This window comes from Microbacterium sp. bgisy189 (assembly GCF_965345345.1).
Lineage (GTDB): Bacteria > Actinomycetota > Actinomycetes > Actinomycetales > Microbacteriaceae > Microbacterium.
Genome location: NZ_CBDRMZ010000015.1, coordinates 1 through 15,971, shown reverse-complemented (window position 1 = coordinate 15,971; position 15,971 = coordinate 1). Strand labels below are relative to the sequence as shown.

Genomic DNA, 15,971 nt, shown 5'->3' with positions numbered 1-15,971 from the left:
AGCCGGCTCTGACGTGCGCGCGGTGGACAAGTCGCGCCGTTCCCTACAGCGGCGGCGGCGGTGCGCGTGAGCGCCCCAACGGTGGGGTGTGGGGCGCTCACGCGGTAGATGCCGCTATGCCTTCCAGACGCCCTGCCAGGCGTCGGGGAGTCGCACGCCGTGTTCGCCGTGCTCGTCGGTCTGGTGCAGGTACACGAGAACGTCGCCGGGGTCAGGATCGGCCTCGTAGATCGGCAGGGTGCGCTCGGTGGGGTTGATCTGGCCGACGCTGTTGTAGCGCACGTCCACGTCGATCGCGCGCAGGTAGCCGTCCTCGACGTTGACGTGCTGATCGCACCGCGGGCACCACAGCACGGTGCGCTCGCCGTAGTCGGTCGGCTCGTCGAGCTCGACGATGCGCAGCGCGGGGAAGTCGGCTGCTTCGATCTCGTGCATGAGGCTCCACAGCCGGTCGATCAGGTCGTCGGCGGGGATGCGGGCCGTGGCGGTGGCCGCGGTGTCGGTGGTGGTCATGGTGTCCTCCTGGATGGTGCGCGCGGGCCTACGGCGAGCGCGCGGCGGGTGTCGATCTCGAGTCCCTCCCGCCGAGGGGAGTGGCAATCGCCGGCTCCCCTCGGGGTGGGGTGGTGCTCGCCGCCGCCGGGGTTGTGTGCGCGTCCGGCGGCGGCGAGGGGTCAGACGGCTTCGACCAGTCCGGGGCTGACGCGCCAGCCGTTGGCGAGCGTGTACGTCTTGGGGTTGGTGCGCACGATGATCGTCTCGACTCCGGCCAGCCCGTCGCGGGTGGTGCGGGGGTTGGTGACGATGCGCACGCGGGCTCCGGGGGTCAGGGTCGGCGGAGCGACAGCGGATGCCTGTAGTGCGGCGGCGAGCGCGTCGTCGCTGTGTCCAGTCGGCTCGACGGTCGCGGTGCGGGCGAGCGTGTAGACCTTGCCGGGGTCAGCGGCCGGGGCGATCTTCGCCTTGGTGCGGGCGAAGTCGATCAGCACGTACTCGGTGCCGCGGAACCGGAACGTGTCGCCGGGTGTGCGGGTGAGCAGGGTGGTGGGTTCGGTCATGGCGTCCTCCTTGGACTCTCGACGGTGAATGTGACATTCACAGGCTACGTGTGGCCTCCGACATTGGCCGGGCGGGCGGCGCCGATGGGTGCGCCCGCCCGGCGGACTCACTGACGGGCGATCGCCGCGGTGATCTCGGCGGTGACGCGCTCGCGCTTGGCATCGGCATCGGCCCCCGGCTCGAATCGGCCGAATACTGCCAGGTACGTCTCGATCTGCCCGCGCAGGTACTCGGTGTTGTTGGCGGCGGAGTTGAGGTCGAGGATCGCGGCGCGAGTGGCGCTCGCCGCTTGCCTCCATGTGCGCTCGGCGGTGTTGGTGCGGGGGCAATCCTCGGGGAGGGTGCAGGGGTGCTCGATCTGGCCGTCGCGCACGGTGTACCGGGAGACGGTGCGGTTTGTGACCACGACGACATCCAGGTAGTCGGGGTCGCCTTGTCCGCCGAGGGGTACCCAGATTCGGGTGTCTCCGTTCGGGTGGTCAGCCTCGATACGGGCGAGCAGGGTCGGCATGGCCGGGTCGAGGGTGAACGGGTCACTGAGGCTGTAGTCGTCCCATGCCTGCCGCAGCTCGTCGGGCTCGATCGTTGTCCACCCGGCATCGAACTCGGCGCGCAGCGGCGCGTGGTGGCGCATTGCGCGCTCGACGGCTGCGCGGATGTCGTGGACGTTGTTGATGGTGTCGGTCATGGTGTCCTCCCGGAATGTTGGCTAGTGAATGTGACATTCACAGGATACGGGCGGCCTCCGACATCGCGCGGGGACATCGCGAGTGCGGCACGGTGACAGGGGAGTGCCCCGCCGGGATGCCCGGCGGGGCACTCGGTGCGCTCAGCGGGAGAACGCCCAGTCGGGCAAAACTGCTGCCGAGCAGAGGGTCGCGACGATCTGGCTCATGCCGTGGTCGGGGTCGATCGCGAGGGCGCGGTCGGTGTAGACGGCGGCGTGAGTGGAGCGGCCCAGCGCCCAGGACAGCCACGCGGCGGCGGCGAGCAGGTTGGGGCGCTGCTGGTCGTCGGCGTAGGCGGCAAGGTGGCGCACGAGCGCGAGGCCCGCCGTCAGCCGGTCGGCGTCGGGACGATCGCCCTGCCCGTAGAGGGTGCGGGCGATGCTCTCGGGGACGGGTGCGCCCATGATCGAGTGGCCGATCTGCGCGGCCAGGGCACGGGTGCCGTTGCCGCGGTCGGTGGCCCACTGGATGAGGGCCACGTCACGCCACAGCGGGATGCCGATGCCGGTGAGCAGGATCGCAGCCTGGCGGGTGTCGAGGTCGGCGGGGTCACCGGTCAGGGCGTCCTCCGCGACGGCGACGAAGTCCGCGAGGGCATCGTCGTCCATCCGCGCGGCCGCGAACGCGATCCGGGCGGCACGCGCCGGGTCGGCGTCGGGGATGCTCGCCCCGGCGGTCTGGGATGCTGCGACCTTCTCGCGCAGCGCGTCCGGGGTCGCGATCTCGGCGACGGGGCGCGGTGCCTCGCCGGTCAGGTGGCTGCCGTAGCCGTCGCTGGCGACGTAGAGCACGTCCACCAGGTGCAGTCCCTGCCGGTCGGCGACATCGGCGATCTGCTGGCCGAGATCGCGGGTGCTGTCGGCGTCCTCGGCGGCGTAGATCACGGCGGCTACCCCGGTCACGCGCGGCACTCGGCAGACCAGCCCGAGGCTGGTGTGCGCGAGCGTCGCGGCATCCGCGTCGAGGTCGAGTCGCATCGCCCCGATCGTGCGCGACGCCTCGAAGGGCACGAGCACGAGCGAGTCCTGCGGGGTGAAGCCGAGCAGCGCGGGCACGAGGCCGAGGAAGTCGCGCGGGGTGCCCGCCTTGATGGTGGTCGGTGTGGTGGCCATGGTGTCCTCCCGGAACGTTGGCTAGTGAATGTGACATTTACAGGCTACGGGAGGCCTCCGACATTGGTCGATGCACGCCAGGAGCCGACTCCCGACTGGCTCGTCGAAGGAGCAACCCTCGGAGAGCTCGCCGGGAAGATCGACGTTCCCGCCCAGGCGCTGGCCGAGACGGTCGCGCGATTCAACGAGCACGCCGCCCGTGGGGAGGATCCGGACTTCCACCGCGGTGCGAGCGCGTACGACCGCTACTGGGGAGACGAACAGAACCCGTATCCCAATCCCAGCCTCGCACCGCTCGAGCAAGGCCCCTACTACGCTCTCGCCGTGGTGAACGGCTGCTTCGGCACCAGCGGAGGGATCGCCACCGACGGCCTCGGAAGGGTCCTCGACGCAGACGGCGATGCCATACGCGGCCTGTTTGCGGTCGGCAACGCCTCCGAGAACGCCTTCGCCGCCGGCTACCCCGGCGCCGGCGCCACGCTCGGTCCGATCATGACCATGGCCTACCTTCTCGGGCGTACCGCCAGCGGCGCGTCGATCGGCGACCTGAGCCTTGCCGACGGAGCCGGGGCACGATGATCCGTCACGTCGTGTTCTTCTCGTTCGCAGCGAACCATGATCCTGCCGTGCTCGAGGAGTGGCGCGACCTGCTCGATGGTCTGCTCGGAAAGATTCCCGGCCTGGTCCGACTGTCACACGGCCCCGACGTGATGCGCAGCGAACGCGCATGGGACTATGCACTCGTCGCCGACTTCCGCACCCTCGACGATGTCCGTGCCTACGCGACGCACCCCGCGCATCTGCCGCTCTTCCCTCTCTCCGGAGCGATCTCGGAGCAGATCGCCTCGGTCGACTTCGAGATCGACGAGCAGTAGAGGAAGTACCCAGGCGCCGTGAAGAGCGAGGATGGTTTCTCGATGCCCCGAGTACGTGCGGTCACCCCCACCGTGGCAGAGGAGCTCCGCGACCTGAAGGCACGCTATTTTCACTACGTCGACCTGAAGCAGTGGGACGAACTGCGCGGACTCTTCGTGGACGACTGCGTCTTCGAAGGACTGTGGGCCGCCGCGCCCGACCCCGACACGTTCGTGGAGAACCTGATGCGCAACATGACCGAAGAGGTCGTCAGCGTCCATCACGGGTTCATGCCGCAGTTTCGGCGGATCGATGACTTCTCGGCTCGCGGGCGCTGGGCCATGACCGACTATCTGACGTGGCCACGCGGGTCACGAGGGTATATGGGGATCACCGTGCCGGAACAGAGGGGGATGCGGGGATATGGCTACTACGAGGAGCTCTACCGACTCACCGAGTCCGGCTGGCGCATCGCCTTCATGCGACTGAGCCGGATCCGCATGGATCCCATCGTTGGCGACGCGCCTGCGATCGACTACCCGGTGGTTCCCGCGGTCCCCGGCTGGCTGGACTGACGCCGACCCGCGGGTGCCGCACCCTCTGGTCCGAACCGTGAGCGCCGGCTCAGGTGAGGGTGTGGAGGGGCCAGCCGGTGTATGCCTCGGCGAGGAAGCGGCGGCCGGCTTCGGACTCGACGACGGATTGGAGCTCTCCGAGCTGGCGGAGGCGGTCGAAGTCCCTTGCATCGGGGGCGACGTGAAGCATGCTGGTCATCCACCAGGAGAAGTGCTGGGCCTTCCAGATGCGGTGCAGCGCCGTCTCGGGGAAGGCCTCGACGAGGCGGCTGTCCCTCTCGAGCAGAAGCGCGCGCAGCGCGCGCTCGAGAACGAGGACGTCGGCTACGGCAAGGTTCATGCCTTTCGCGCCGGTGGGCGGCACGGTATGGGCGGCGTCGCCGATGAGTGCGAGGCGGCCGCGAAGCAGTTCGAGGGCGACGAAGCTCCGGAATCGCAGCACGTCGCGTTGGAAGACGGGGCCTTCCTTGAGCGTCGTCCCCGGCACCCGCTTCTGCAGTTCTTCCCACAGTTGCTCCTCGGTGAGGGTGCTGGGGTCGGTGCGGGGATCGCATTGGAAGTACATGCGCTGCACGGTGGTGCTTCGCTGGCTGATGAGCGCGAAGCCATCGGGGGAGTTGCTGTAGATGAGCTCGTCGGCGCTGGGCGGCGCCTCGCAGAGGATGCCGAACCAGGCGAACGGGTACTCGCGGAAGTGCCCGCCTGTGTGGGAACCGGTTACGGCCTCCCGCACGACACTGCGTGACCCGTCGGCGCCGACGACGAACTCGGCCTCGATCTCGAGAGGCGATCCGTCTGCGCCGGTGGCGATGACGCGTGGGCGGTCGGACGCGGGGTCCTCGATACGATGCGCCGTCACGCCGAAGCGCAGGTCTTGGCCACTGGAGAGCCGCGCGGCGATGAGATCCTTCAGGACTTCGTGCTGCGGGTACAGCCACACACCGCGGCCGACGAGGTCGGCGAAGTCGATGCGGTGTCCGCTGCCGGCGAAGCGGAGCTCGATGCCGTCGTGGCGGTCTCCCAGGGTGCGGGCGCGGCTGAACGCGCCGAGCGTGTCGAGCACCTCGACGGTGCCCTGTTCGAGGATGCCTGCCCGGATCGTGGTCTCGATCTCTTCACGGGAACGCTGATCGATGACGACTGACTCGAGGCCGGACGCCGCGAGCAGATGCGACAGCAGCAGTCCGGCGGGTCCAGCGCCGACGATGGCGACGCGGGTGCGGATGGTGGACATTGGGGCGTCTCCTTCGACGTGACAACGGATGCCTCGCTCAGTGTGAACCCGGTTCAGACGGTCGAACGCCGCATTCCCGTTGAACGGGAGACGCCGACTATCGGGGGGACCGCAGCGTGGCCTCGATGCCGGTCACGGCTTCTCGCAGAGCGATGATCGCCGCCGTGTGCGGCGCTTGTCGTGGTAGCACCACGGAAAGCGCGGCGACGACTTCACCTGCGTCGCGGATCGGCACGGCCACGCCGGTCGAGACGGATTCGATCGAACCTTGCGCGATCGCCACGCCATCGCGACGCACGCCAGCGAGGAGACGGCGTAGACGTCCGGGATCGGTCACCGTCTCGGGTGCGAGAGCGCGCAACGGCTGGGCGAGCACGCGTTCGCGGAGATCGGCGGGAGCGTGCGCGAGCAGGACGAGGCCCGACGAGGAGGCGTGCAGCGGTAGCCGCCCAGCGATCCGTGTGATGTTCGCACCGGCGTCGGGGTGCGAAAGGCGTTCGAGGAACAGTGCTTCGTCCTGTTCGAGAACGGCGAGTTGGGTGTGCTGGCGGATGTGCGTCTGCACGCGCTCCATATAGGGGAGCGCCGCCTGGCGCAGACGTAGCGCGGTCGACCCGCGGAGGGCCAGTTCCCACAAGCGCATTCCCAGGTGGACGCGGCGGTCCTCGTCGCGTCCGAGCAGTCCGGCGTCGACCAGCTCGTCCACGATCCGGTGCGCGGTGGACGACGGCAGCGCCGCTCGGCGCCCGATCTGACTGGCCGACTGCACCGAACGATCAGCTGTGAACGTCTCGAGGACGCGCACGATGCGGTCGATCATCGAGTCGCTGGAGGGCGAGTTCGCCATGCGCTCAGGATGACACGGCTCGCGTCGACGGTGTTGCGGCGATGGTTGGTCCCCTGCCTGACGCGACGGCGGTAGCCTCGGCTCATGGTTTCTGTTCCGGATGCTGCAACGGCTTGGGAGCCCCTCACGCCTCATGCTGTCGCTGAGCTCCTTCGGGTCGGTAGCGCCCGCTGGTGGCTGTCGGGCGGGGTGGCCCTGGAGCACTGGCTGGGCCGGACGATCCGCGAACGGCCGAACACGGACGTGAGCACCACCCAAGGCGGGCTGCCGCAGCTGGTCCGGGCGTTGCCTGCCGGTTTCACCGCCTGGGCGCCTGCGGGGGAGGACGCCGTCATCCCCTGGGCCGACGCGCCCGACGATGCCGATGTGCAGCCGGTGCGGATTCAGGACGAGCGCTCCGGCGCCTGGGTGCTTCAGGTGAACGTCGAGGATGGGACGGAACATGCCTGGCTGTACCGGCGAGACCCGCGGCTGCAGTTGCCGTGGGATCGCGCCGTGCTCGAGGTCGACGGCATTCCGACCGGTGCGCCCGAGGTGCAGCTGGTCTGGAAGGCGTTGCGGCCGCGGCCGGAGGATGACCTCGACAAGGACGTGGTGCTGCCGCAGCTCTCGGACGAGGCCCGGTCGTGGTTCGAACGGGCGATCCTCTCCGTCCACCCGCACTCGAACTGGTCGATCCACGTGCGCAGCCCTTTCGCGCCCGCGAAGGCAAGCTGGAACCGCAAGAACGGCTAGGTCGGCCGGTGGTCGTCGGCGGCCACCGCATCCAGCACCACCGATCGGAACCACGTCTGCGCGGGAGACATGCTCAGTTCGCGTCGCGTGTAGAGCGCGACCGGGGTGCTCTGGCCCGGCCACGGCAGCTCGGCGATGCGCAGACCGGGGAACCATCCGCAGAACACCTCGGCCACGTGTCGCGGCAGCAGCACGACGAGATCGGTCGCCTCGAGCACCGCGGGCACGGTGGCGTACTCCTCGACCGTCAGCGTCACCTGCGGCATGAGTCCCTGTTCGATCATCGCCTGGAGCGGGTACACGTGGCCGCCGCGGGAGGACACCCGCACGAAGCGGCGCCCGACGAACATGTCCGCGGCGGTCGGAGGCAGCGGATGGGCACGCGAGGACAGCGCCACGTACTCCACGTCGCGCACCGGTGTGCGCCACAGCCGCGGCGAGTCCAGCAACGACACCGTGATCGCCAGGTCGATGGTGCCCCGGACGAGCCCGTCTTCCACCTGATCCGCGTCCAGCCGCCGCACCTGCAGGTGAAGGTCCGGCGCCTCCTTCGCGAGCACCGGCATGATCGGCGGCAGGAAGGTCTGCTCGCCGATCGAGGTCAGCGCGAGCGAGAGCTCCCCGCCGAAGCTCGCGGGATCGAAGGCGTCGGGCGCGCTCACCACGGCATCGATGCGCGACAGTGCCTCGTGCAGCGGTCCGAACAGCTGCCGGGCACGCGGGGTCGGCACCATCTCGTTCCCCTGGCGGCGGAACAGGTCGTCGCCGAACCGCTGCCGCAACCTCCTCAGCGTGTAGCTGACCGTCGGCTGCGTGACGTGCAATCGCTCGGCGGCGGCGGTCAGACTGCGCAGCTCGTACAGCACGACGAAAGTGCGCAACTGGTTGAGATCGGTGAGCGACATCGCATTGATCCCATCTATACGGTTCGGCTCCTACATCTATTGGACCATACCCATAGAGCGAACTAGAGTCAGGGTGACAGCACCGGCACCGCTGCCGACGTGGCACGCACCACCCGGCACCGACCCGATCACAGTGACGAGGACGCACGTTGATCATCGACATCCATGGCCACTACACCACGGCCCCCGCGCAGCTGGGAGCGTGGCGCGATCTGCAGATCGCGTATGCGGAAGGCGCGGGCGAGGCGCCCGACCCGGCCGCGCTGCGGATCAGCGATGACGACATCCGCGAGACCATCGAGGCGAACCAGTTGCGGCTGATGGACGACCGCGGCAGCGATGTCACGGTGTTCAGTCCCCGTGCATCGTTCATGGCCCACCACCTCGGCGACCTCGCCGTCAGCGAGACCTGGGCGCGCATCTGCAACGACCTCGTCGCGCGGGTGTCGCAGCTGTTCCCCGACCGTTTCCTCCCGGGCGCGATGCTCCCGCAGTCGCCGGGCGTCGACCCGAAGACGACCCTCGCCGAACTCGACCGGGCGGTGAACGATCTGGGCGTCGTGACCGTCAACATCAACCCCGACCCGTCCGGCGGACTGTGGACCGCCCCGCTGCTGACGGACAAGAGCTGGTATCCGCTCTACGAGAAGCTCGTCGAGTACGAGCTGCCCGCGATGATCCACGTGAGCACCTCGTGCAAGCCGCAGTTCCACACCACCGGCGACCACTACCTGGGTGCCGACACGACGGCATTCATGCAGCTGCTCAAGGGCGACCTGTTCCGCGACTTCCCCGACCTGAAGCTCGTCATCCCGCACGGCGGCGGCGCGGTGCCCTATCACTGGGGACGCTTCCGCGGCCTGGCGATGGCGCTCGGCAAGCCCGAGCTGGAGGAGCACCTCCTGGGCAACGTGTACTTCGACACGTGCGTGTACCACCAGCCGGGCATCGACCTGCTCACCGGGGTCATCCCGACCGAGAACATCCTCTTCGCGAGCGAGATGATCGGCGCCGTCCGCGACGTCGACCCGCGCACGGGCCACTACTTCGACGACACGAAGCGATACGTGGATGCGACCGGGAACCTCACCGACGAACGACGCGGACAGGTCTTCGAAGGCAACGCCCGCCGCGTGTACCCGCGCCTGGACCGCGCCCTGCGAGCCCGCGGCCTGTGACCTCACCCTGGAGAACCCGATGACTCAGCGACTGAACGACCTCGGCATCGTCCGCACGCGCATCGAGCGGCCCGACTCCGCCGACGTCGCGCGGCTCTCGCGGTTCGGGGTCGCCACGATCCACGAGGCGATGGGCCGGGTCGGCCTGCTGCGGCCGTACATCCGCCCGGCGTACAGCGGGGCGACGCTGTGCGGCCCGGCCGTCACGGTGCTCCTGCAGCCCGGCGACAACTGGATGTTCCACGTCGCCGCCGAGCAGGTGCAGGAGGGCGACGTCATCGTCGCCGGCTGCACCACGGAGAGCGAGGACGGCTTCTTCGGCGAGCTGCTCGCCACCTCCCTCACCGCCCGGGGCTGCAAGGGCCTGGTCATCGACGGGGGCGTCCGCGACGTCGCCGACCTCGAGAAGATGGGCTTCCCGGTCTTCTCCCGCGCCATCAGCGCGAAGGGCACCGTCAAGGCGACGCTGGGCTCGGTCAACATCCCCGTGGTCGTGGCGAACGCCGTGGTGAACCCCGGCGACGTGGTGGTCGCGGATGTCGACGGCGTCGTGGTCGTCCCCCGCGAGCTCGTCGGCGCCGTCGCCGACGCCTCGCAGAAGCGCGAGGACAACGAGGAGGCCAAGCGCCAGAAGTTCCGCGAGGGCGTGCTCGGTCTCGACATCTACGGCATGCGGGAGCCGCTGGCGGCCGCGGGCCTCGAGTACGTGGAGGATTGACGATGGCTCACGCACAGGCGATCGCGCACGGCGACACCAGCGGCGGCTTCGAGAAGACGCCCGGTTGGCTGGACTGGTACGACGGCCCGACGACCCCGACGTTCCGGCTCCCCGCCGGCGCTGTCGACGCGCACTGCCACGTGTTCGGCCCCGGCGCGGAGTTCCCCTACGCCCCCGAGCGCAAGTACACGCCGTGCGACGCGTCGGCCGCGCAGCTGTTCGCGCTGCGCGACCAGCTCGGCTTCGACCGGAACGTCATCGTGCAGGCGACCTGCCACGGCGCCGACAACCGGGCGCTCGTCGACGCGCTGCGCCGCAGCAAGGGGCGTGCCCGCGGGGTCGCGACGGTTCGTCGCGACGTGACCGACGAGGAGCTCGCCGAGCTGCACGAGGCCGGTGTGCGCGGCGTGCGGTTCAACTTCGTCAAACGCCTCGTCGACCGGGTGCCGACCGACTCGCTCGACGCGATCGTGGAGAAGATCGCCCCCCTCGGGTGGCATGTCGTCATCTACTTCGAGGCCGAGGACCTTCCCGACCTCTACGACTTCTTCTCGGCGATCCCGACGGACGTCGTGGTCGACCACATGGGGCGTCCGGATGTGACGAAGGACCCGGAGGGTCCGGAGTTCGAGCTGTTCCTGCGCTTCATGCGCGAGAACCCCAACGTGTGGACGAAGGTGTCGTGCCCCGAGCGGCTCAGCGCCACCGGTCCGCGCGCGCTGAATGGCGAGCAGCACGCCTATACGGATGTCGTGCCGTTCGCCCGTCGCGTGGTCGAGGAGTTCCCCGATCGCGTGCTGTGGGGCACCGACTGGCCCCACCCCAACCTCAAGGACCACATGCCTGACGACGGGCTGCTGGTCGACTACATCCCACAGATCGCGACGACCCCCGAACTGCAGCAGAGGCTGCTCGTCGACAACCCGTCGCGGCTGTACTGGCCCGAAGGAGAATGACCATGGCACTCGACAAGCCGTACAAGGACATCCCCGGCACGACCATCTTCGATGCCGAGCAGGCCCGCAAGGGCTACCACCTCAACCAGTTCTCGATGTCTCTCATGAAGCCCGAGAACCGCGAGCGCTACCTCGCCGACCGCGAGGCGTACCTCGACGAATGGCCCCTCACCCCGGTGCAGCGTCAGGCGGTGCTCGATCTCGACCTGAACACCTGCATCGCCGAGGGCGGCAACATCTACTTCCTGAGCAAGATCGGCGCCACGCACGGTCTGAGCTTCCAGCAGATGGCCGGCTCGATGACCGGGATGTCGGAGGCGGCGTACCGCGACATGATGGTCGGAGGTGGCCGACGTCCCGAGGGCGTGCGCCTGAAGGATCTCGACGGGTGGACCCCGCCCTCGAACGAGAAGTCCGAGGTGATGCGCCCGGACGCCCCCGCGAAGTTCACGTCGGCGCTGTTCACGTCGCACGTGCCGGCGATCGGCGCCGCGATGGACCTGGGCAAGACCGAGGAGCCGTACTGGAAGAAGGTCTTCGACGGGTACCAGTGGACCCGGAAGTGGGCCAAGGAGAACACGCCCGACGTCATCATCCTGGTGTACAACGACCACGCCACGGCGTTCGACTCGAACATCATCCCGACCTTCGTCCTGGGCACGGGCGCGCACTATCCCGTCGCCGACGAGGGTTACGGCCCGCGCCCGGTGCCCGACGTGAAGGGGTATCCCGAGCTCGCCGCGCACATCGCCCAGTCGGTCATCCAGGACGATTTCGACCTCACCCTCGTCAACGAGATGGTCGTCGACCACGGCCTGACCGTGCCGCTGTCGCTGGTGTTCGGCGACGTCGAGGAGTGGCCGTGCCGGGTCATCCCGCTTCCGGTGAACGTCGTGCAGTACCCGGTTCCGTCCGGGCGTCGGTGCTACGAGTTGGGCAAGGCGATCCGTCGCGCGCTGGACAAGTGGGACGGTCCCGAGCTCAACGTGCAGATCTGGGGCACCGGGGGGATGAGCCACCAGCTGCAGGGCCCGCGCGCGGGACTGATCAACGAGGAGTGGGACAACGCGTTCCTCGACCACCTGATCGCCGACCCGCTGGGCCTCACCGAATGGTCGCACATGGAGTACGTCGACGAGGCCGGATCCGAGGGCATCGAGCTGGTGGACTGGCTCATCGCCCGTGGGGCGATGGACGACCAGTTCGGCGGCGGGGCGCCCGAGGTGAACCACCGGTTCTACCACGTCCCGGCGTCCAACACCGCCGTCGGCCACCTGGTCGTCACCAACCCCGTCGCGCCGCGGCCCGTCGAGTCCGAGAGTGTGAGCCTCCCCCTGGAGGAAGTCCACGCATGAGTGACAAGGTTCGCGTCGCCGTCGTCGGCGCCGCCGGCGCCTTCGGCATGAAGCACCTCGACGGCCTCGCGAACATCCCCGACGCCGAGGTGACCGTCGTCAGCGGCACCAGGCCCGAGCCCACGGAGTCGGTGGCCGAGAAGTACGGCGTGCCGAATGCCGTGCTCGGTCTCGACGCCGTGCTCGAGCGAGACGACGTCGACGCGGTGATCCTCGCGACGCCGACGCAGCAGCACGCGGATCAGACGCAGGCGGTGCTCGCCGCGGGCAAGCACGTGCAGGTCGAGATCCCGCTCGCCGATTCGCTGGCGGATGCCGAGGCCACCCTGGCCGCGGCATCCGCCTCCGACCGGGTCGCCATGGTCGGGCACACGCGGCGGTTCAACCCGTCGCATCAGCTGGTGCACAACCGGATCGCGGCCGGCGAGTTCGCGGTGCAGCAGATGGACGTGCAGACGTACTTCTTCCGCCGCACGAACACGAACGCGAAAGGCGAGGCGCGGTCGTGGACCGACCATCTGCTGTGGCACCATGCGGCACACACGGTCGACCTGTTCGCCTACCAGGCGGGTCGGATCGTGCAGGCCAACGCCATCCAGGGCCCGATCCACCCCGACCTCGGCATCGCGATGGACATGTCGATCCAGCTCAAGAGCGAGACCGGCGCGATCTGCACGCTGTCGCTGTCGTTCAACAACAACGGACCGTTCGGCACGTTCTTCCGCTACATCGGCGACACCGAGACCTACATCGCGCGCTACGACGACCTCTACAACGGTCGTGACGAGCAGATCGACGTCTCGCAGGTCGCCGTCAGCCTCAACGGCATCGAGCTGCAGGACCGGGAGTTCGTCGGCGCGATCCGCGAGGGCCGCGAGCCGAACTCGTCGATCCGCCAGGTCATCGACTGCTACCGCGTGCTCGGCGCGCTCGAGGAGCAGCTCGCGTGAGGCTTCCCCGCATGGGGCTCGGGTGCATGTCCCTCAGCCATGCCTACGGCACCCCTCCGTCTCTCGAGGACGGAGTGGCGCTCGTGCGTTCCGCGCTCGACGACGGCGTCCAGCTGCTCGACACCGCCACGCTGTACGGCGGCGGCCGCAACGAGGAGCTCGTCGGGCGCGCGATCGCGGGGCGTCGGGACGAGGTCGTGCTGGCCAGCAAGGGCGGCATGGCGCTCGTCGACGGCGTGAAGGTCATCGACGGGCGCCCCGAGACGCTGCGCGCACAGGTCGACGCCTCGCTGCGGCGGCTCGGCGTCGAACACATCGATCTCTACTACCTGCACCGGTGGGACAAGAAGGTGCCGATCGCCGAGAGCGTCGGGGCGCTGGCCGAGATGGTGGCGGCGGGAAAGATCGGCGCCATCGGGCTGTCGGAGGTGTCGGTGGACCGTCTCCGGGAGGCGCTCGCGGCGGCGCCCATCGCCGCGGTGCAGAACGAGTACTCGCTCTGGAGTCGCAATCCCGAGCTCGGCATCCTCGACGCCACCCGTGACGCCGGGGTGGCGCTGGTCGCGTTCTCACCGGTCGGACGCGGGTACCTCGCCGACTCCATCACCGACCCGGAGCAGTTGCCGCCGAAGGACATCCGCCGCGCGATGCCGCGCTTCCAGCCGGAGCACTGGGCCGCCAACGCCGCGTTGCTGCCCGCGTGGCGAGCCCTCGCCGCCGAGGCCGGCCGCACGCCGGCACAGCTGGCCTTGGCGTGGCTGCTCTCCCGCGGCGATCACGTCGTGCCGATCCCCGGGAGCACGGATGCGCACCACGTGCGCGAGAACCAGCGCTCTCTCGGCACGGTCGTCGATCCCGCGGTGCTCGTGCGCGCGGGCGAGCTGATCGACACCGCCACGGTGTCGGGGCCGCGCTACAACGCCACCGGGACGAGCGAGGTCGACGCCGAGTCGTTCGAGGCGGCCGTGTGAGAGCCATCTCCTCCATGGCGACGCGTCAGGTCCTCGCCGACCTGGCCACGGCGGCAGCGGACAGGGGGTTGCCCCTCGTCGAGATCGAGTCCGTCGGCGGAGTGGACGCCGCCCAGCGCGTGGCCGGGGGTGAGCAGCTCGATCTGGTGTTCCTCGCCGCCGACGCTCTGGACCGGCTCTCCGGAGACGGCCACGTGGACGCGGCGACGGTCACACCGCTCATGCTCTCGCGCGTCGCGGTCGCGGTTCCCTCGGGCACGCCCTCGCCCGCCGCCCGCCCCGACACGGCGGCGTTCGCGGACGCCCGCGGGGTCCGCGAGGCCCTGCGCGCCGCCGCTCGCATCGGCTACTCCACCGGCCCGAGCGGCACGGCGCTCGTCCGCACGATCGACGACTGGGGCCTCACCGGCCAGGTGGGCGATCGTCTCGTGCAGGCGCGACCCGGCATCCCGGTCGCCCGGCTGCTCGCCGACGGCCAGGTCGACCTCGGCTTCCAGCAGCTCAGCGAGCTCGTCGGTCAACCCGGGGTGCGCATCCTCGGTGTCCTGCCTTCGGACTGCGCCATCGAGACCGTGTTCTCGGGCGCCGTCGCGACCACCTCATCCGACCCGCGACGAGCCCGCGACGTCCTGGCGTTCTTCGCGTCCGATTCGACGGCATCCATCAAGACAGAGCACGCCTTCAGCCCGCCTGCACGACGGGACTGACCGGGATTCGGCGCCGCTTCGCCCGGTGTGCCGGATGGCTCACGCGGCCGTCAGGCGTCCGGCGTCTGCTCGGGGCCGAACCGGGCGGTGAACTCGTCGACGTCGAGAACGTTGCGTCCGAGCCGGCCGGACACCTGGTTGTAGGTGCCGGTGATCTCGAGGTCGCGGGCGCTGCGGAGCGTGCCGACGTAGCGGGGCTGCCAGCCGGTCTGCGCCAGCAGCGGGCGGACCTGCGCGGATGTCTCCGCCGAGTCGGCCAGGTACGGCAGGACCGCCTTCGGGCTCGCCTCGGCGATCGCGGAGCTCGCGACCGCGGCGGTGGCGAGGTTCGAGAACGCCTTCACGTGTCCCACGTTCGCCGGAAGGAGCGACGCCAGGTACTGCCCCGCAGACCCTTCCACGGGTCGCCGCAGCTGCACGCCCGTGGGCGTGACGTCCAGCGGGTTGGCGACGTCGATCAGGATCTTGCCGTCCAGGAGGTCCCCGAGTGCAGAGACCACCGCCTGCTGCGGGGCGCCCCAGAGGGTGGTGAGGGCAAGGAACGGGGATGCCTGGGCGGCTTCCTCCAGGGATGTCGCTATGTCGATGCGGGCATTCCGCGCGATCGGTCGGAGTCGCCGGGCGGCGGCCTCAGCCTTCGCCGGCTTGTAGTGGAACAGGCTGATGTTCACGCCGTGGGAGGCGAACAGGCCTGCGATCGCTGTGCCGTGCCGACCGGGGCCGATCAGCGTCAGCGTCGGCGTCTGCGTCGTGGACATCTGGTCACGCCTCCTGGGGCAGGTGCGGGTTGTCGGAGAGGTCCACGACGGTCTTGCCGACGGCGTGGTGCGTGTCGAGGATCCGATGGATCTCGACGATCTCGCTGAGCGGGAGACTCGTGACCGGCATACGTACCGACACCAGCCACCCCGAGACCGCCAGCCAGAGGCACGCACACCGCACCCAACCGGAGGGCCGCGCAGCGGCCCGACCCCGCGCGCAGCGCCCGGCCTGCCGGGAGATCGGAAGAGCACACGTCTGAACTCCAGTCACTCGCTAAGATCTGGGGGGGGGGGGTGTGTGTGGGGGGGGGGGGGGGGGGGGGGG

General features: G+C 69.5%; 20 protein-coding genes. 11 read left to right on the top strand and 9 right to left on the bottom strand.

The window, feature by feature from the left end; all coding sequences use genetic code 11:
* Positions 1–114 precede the first annotated feature (114 nt).
* The 4 genes from ACSF8R_RS14185 to ACSF8R_RS14170 form a co-directional block, all read right to left on the bottom strand.
* Entirely contained in the window at positions 115–513 is a 399-nt protein-coding gene (locus ACSF8R_RS14185; protein ID WP_434812387.1) for a hypothetical protein, read from the bottom strand.
* Between the two features lie 161 nt (positions 514–674).
* The gene (locus ACSF8R_RS14180; protein WP_434812386.1) at positions 675–1,058 is read right to left on the bottom strand and encodes a hypothetical protein; all 384 of its coding nucleotides are present in this window, start codon (positions 1,056–1,058) and stop codon (positions 675–677) included.
* 107 nt (positions 1,059–1,165) lie between these two features.
* Positions 1,166–1,747 carry a hypothetical protein gene (locus ACSF8R_RS14175; protein ID WP_434812385.1) on the bottom strand — a complete coding sequence of 194 codons (582 nt, stop codon included), beginning with the start codon at positions 1,745–1,747 and terminating at the stop codon, positions 1,166–1,168.
* A gap of 141 nt (positions 1,748–1,888) precedes the next feature.
* The gene (locus ACSF8R_RS14170) at positions 1,889–2,899 is read right to left on the bottom strand and encodes a DUF4192 family protein (protein WP_434812384.1); all 1,011 of its coding nucleotides are present in this window, start codon (positions 2,897–2,899) and stop codon (positions 1,889–1,891) included.
* Positions 2,900–2,962: 63 nt separating this feature from the next.
* On the opposite strand from ACSF8R_RS14170, the gene ACSF8R_RS14165 reads away from it, so the two are divergent.
* From ACSF8R_RS14165 to ACSF8R_RS14155, 3 genes are read left to right on the top strand one after another with little or no spacing between them, the layout of a single operon-like run.
* Positions 2,963–3,478 (top strand): FAD-binding protein, encoded by a 516-nt coding sequence (locus ACSF8R_RS14165; RefSeq protein ID WP_005052190.1) that lies wholly within the window; start codon positions 2,963–2,965, stop codon positions 3,476–3,478.
* Positions 3,475–3,774: a Dabb family protein gene (locus ACSF8R_RS14160; protein ID WP_005052188.1), complete on the top strand. Its 300-nt coding sequence runs from the start codon at positions 3,475–3,477 to the stop codon at positions 3,772–3,774. Before ACSF8R_RS14165 ends, ACSF8R_RS14160 begins: the two co-directional genes overlap by 4 nt.
* 18 nt (positions 3,775–3,792) lie before the next feature.
* A complete protein-coding gene (locus tag ACSF8R_RS14155) occupies positions 3,793–4,329 on the top strand; it encodes a nuclear transport factor 2 family protein (RefSeq protein WP_052323124.1) in 537 nt (178 codons plus the stop codon).
* A 49-nt stretch (positions 4,330–4,378) separates the two neighbouring features.
* Here the strand turns inward: ACSF8R_RS14155 and ACSF8R_RS14150 are convergent, their stop codons facing one another.
* Positions 4,379–5,563, bottom strand: coding sequence for a 4-hydroxybenzoate 3-monooxygenase (locus ACSF8R_RS14150; protein ID WP_005052183.1), 1,185 nt, complete (start codon positions 5,561–5,563; stop codon positions 4,379–4,381).
* Positions 5,564–5,660: 97 nt separating this feature from the next.
* Positions 5,661–6,410 (bottom strand): IclR family transcriptional regulator, encoded by a 750-nt coding sequence (locus ACSF8R_RS14145; protein WP_005052180.1) that lies wholly within the window; start codon positions 6,408–6,410, stop codon positions 5,661–5,663.
* 84 nt (positions 6,411–6,494) lie between these two features.
* Between ACSF8R_RS14145 and ACSF8R_RS14140 the strand changes: the two genes are divergently transcribed.
* Entirely contained in the window at positions 6,495–7,145 is a 651-nt protein-coding gene (locus ACSF8R_RS14140; RefSeq protein ID WP_005052177.1) for a hypothetical protein, read from the top strand.
* Here the strand turns inward: ACSF8R_RS14140 and ACSF8R_RS14135 are convergent.
* Positions 7,142–8,050, bottom strand: coding sequence for a LysR family transcriptional regulator (locus ACSF8R_RS14135; protein ID WP_005052175.1), 909 nt, complete (start codon positions 8,048–8,050; stop codon positions 7,142–7,144). The two genes, ACSF8R_RS14140 and ACSF8R_RS14135, sit on opposite strands and share 4 nt — an antisense overlap.
* A 149-nt stretch (positions 8,051–8,199) precedes the next feature.
* Between ACSF8R_RS14135 and ACSF8R_RS14130 the strand changes: the two genes are divergently transcribed.
* Genes ACSF8R_RS14130 through ACSF8R_RS14100 form a run of 7 tightly spaced genes read left to right on the top strand, consistent with a single transcriptional unit; the run spans position 8,200 to position 14,885 of the window.
* Positions 8,200–9,228 (top strand): amidohydrolase family protein, encoded by a 1,029-nt coding sequence (locus ACSF8R_RS14130; protein ID WP_005052173.1) that lies wholly within the window; start codon positions 8,200–8,202, stop codon positions 9,226–9,228.
* Between the two features lie 19 nt (positions 9,229–9,247).
* Positions 9,248–9,946: a 4-carboxy-4-hydroxy-2-oxoadipate aldolase/oxaloacetate decarboxylase gene (ligK, locus tag ACSF8R_RS14125; protein WP_005052171.1), complete on the top strand. Its 699-nt coding sequence runs from the start codon at positions 9,248–9,250 to the stop codon at positions 9,944–9,946.
* Between the two features lie 2 nt (positions 9,947–9,948).
* Entirely contained in the window at positions 9,949–10,902 is a 954-nt protein-coding gene (locus tag ACSF8R_RS14120) for an amidohydrolase family protein (RefSeq protein ID WP_005052167.1), read from the top strand.
* A 2-nt stretch (positions 10,903–10,904) separates the two neighbouring features.
* Positions 10,905–12,257, top strand: a complete 1,353-nt coding sequence (locus ACSF8R_RS14115) for a protocatechuate 4,5-dioxygenase subunit alpha/beta (protein ID WP_005052165.1) — start codon at positions 10,905–10,907, stop codon at positions 12,255–12,257.
* Complete coding sequence (locus ACSF8R_RS14110) at positions 12,254–13,207, top strand: Gfo/Idh/MocA family oxidoreductase (protein ID WP_005052163.1); 954 nt, start codon at positions 12,254–12,256, stop codon at positions 13,205–13,207. Before ACSF8R_RS14115 ends, ACSF8R_RS14110 begins: the two co-directional genes overlap by 4 nt.
* A gap of 11 nt (positions 13,208–13,218) precedes the next feature.
* Positions 13,219–14,178, top strand: coding sequence for an aldo/keto reductase (locus ACSF8R_RS14105; protein ID WP_052323122.1), 960 nt, complete (start codon positions 13,219–13,221; stop codon positions 14,176–14,178).
* Positions 14,179–14,192: 14 nt separating this feature from the next.
* Complete coding sequence (locus ACSF8R_RS14100; protein WP_043340944.1) at positions 14,193–14,885, top strand: substrate-binding domain-containing protein; 693 nt, start codon at positions 14,193–14,195, stop codon at positions 14,883–14,885.
* 50 nt (positions 14,886–14,935) lie between these two features.
* On the opposite strand, the gene ACSF8R_RS14095 is transcribed toward ACSF8R_RS14100, so the two are convergent.
* A complete protein-coding gene (locus ACSF8R_RS14095; RefSeq protein ID WP_005052154.1) occupies positions 14,936–15,643 on the bottom strand; it encodes an NADPH-dependent F420 reductase in 708 nt (235 codons plus the stop codon).
* Between the two features lie 4 nt (positions 15,644–15,647).
* A complete protein-coding gene (locus ACSF8R_RS14090; RefSeq protein ID WP_434812383.1) occupies positions 15,648–15,773 on the bottom strand; it encodes a hypothetical protein in 126 nt (41 codons plus the stop codon).
* Positions 15,774–15,971: the final 198 nt, after the last annotated feature.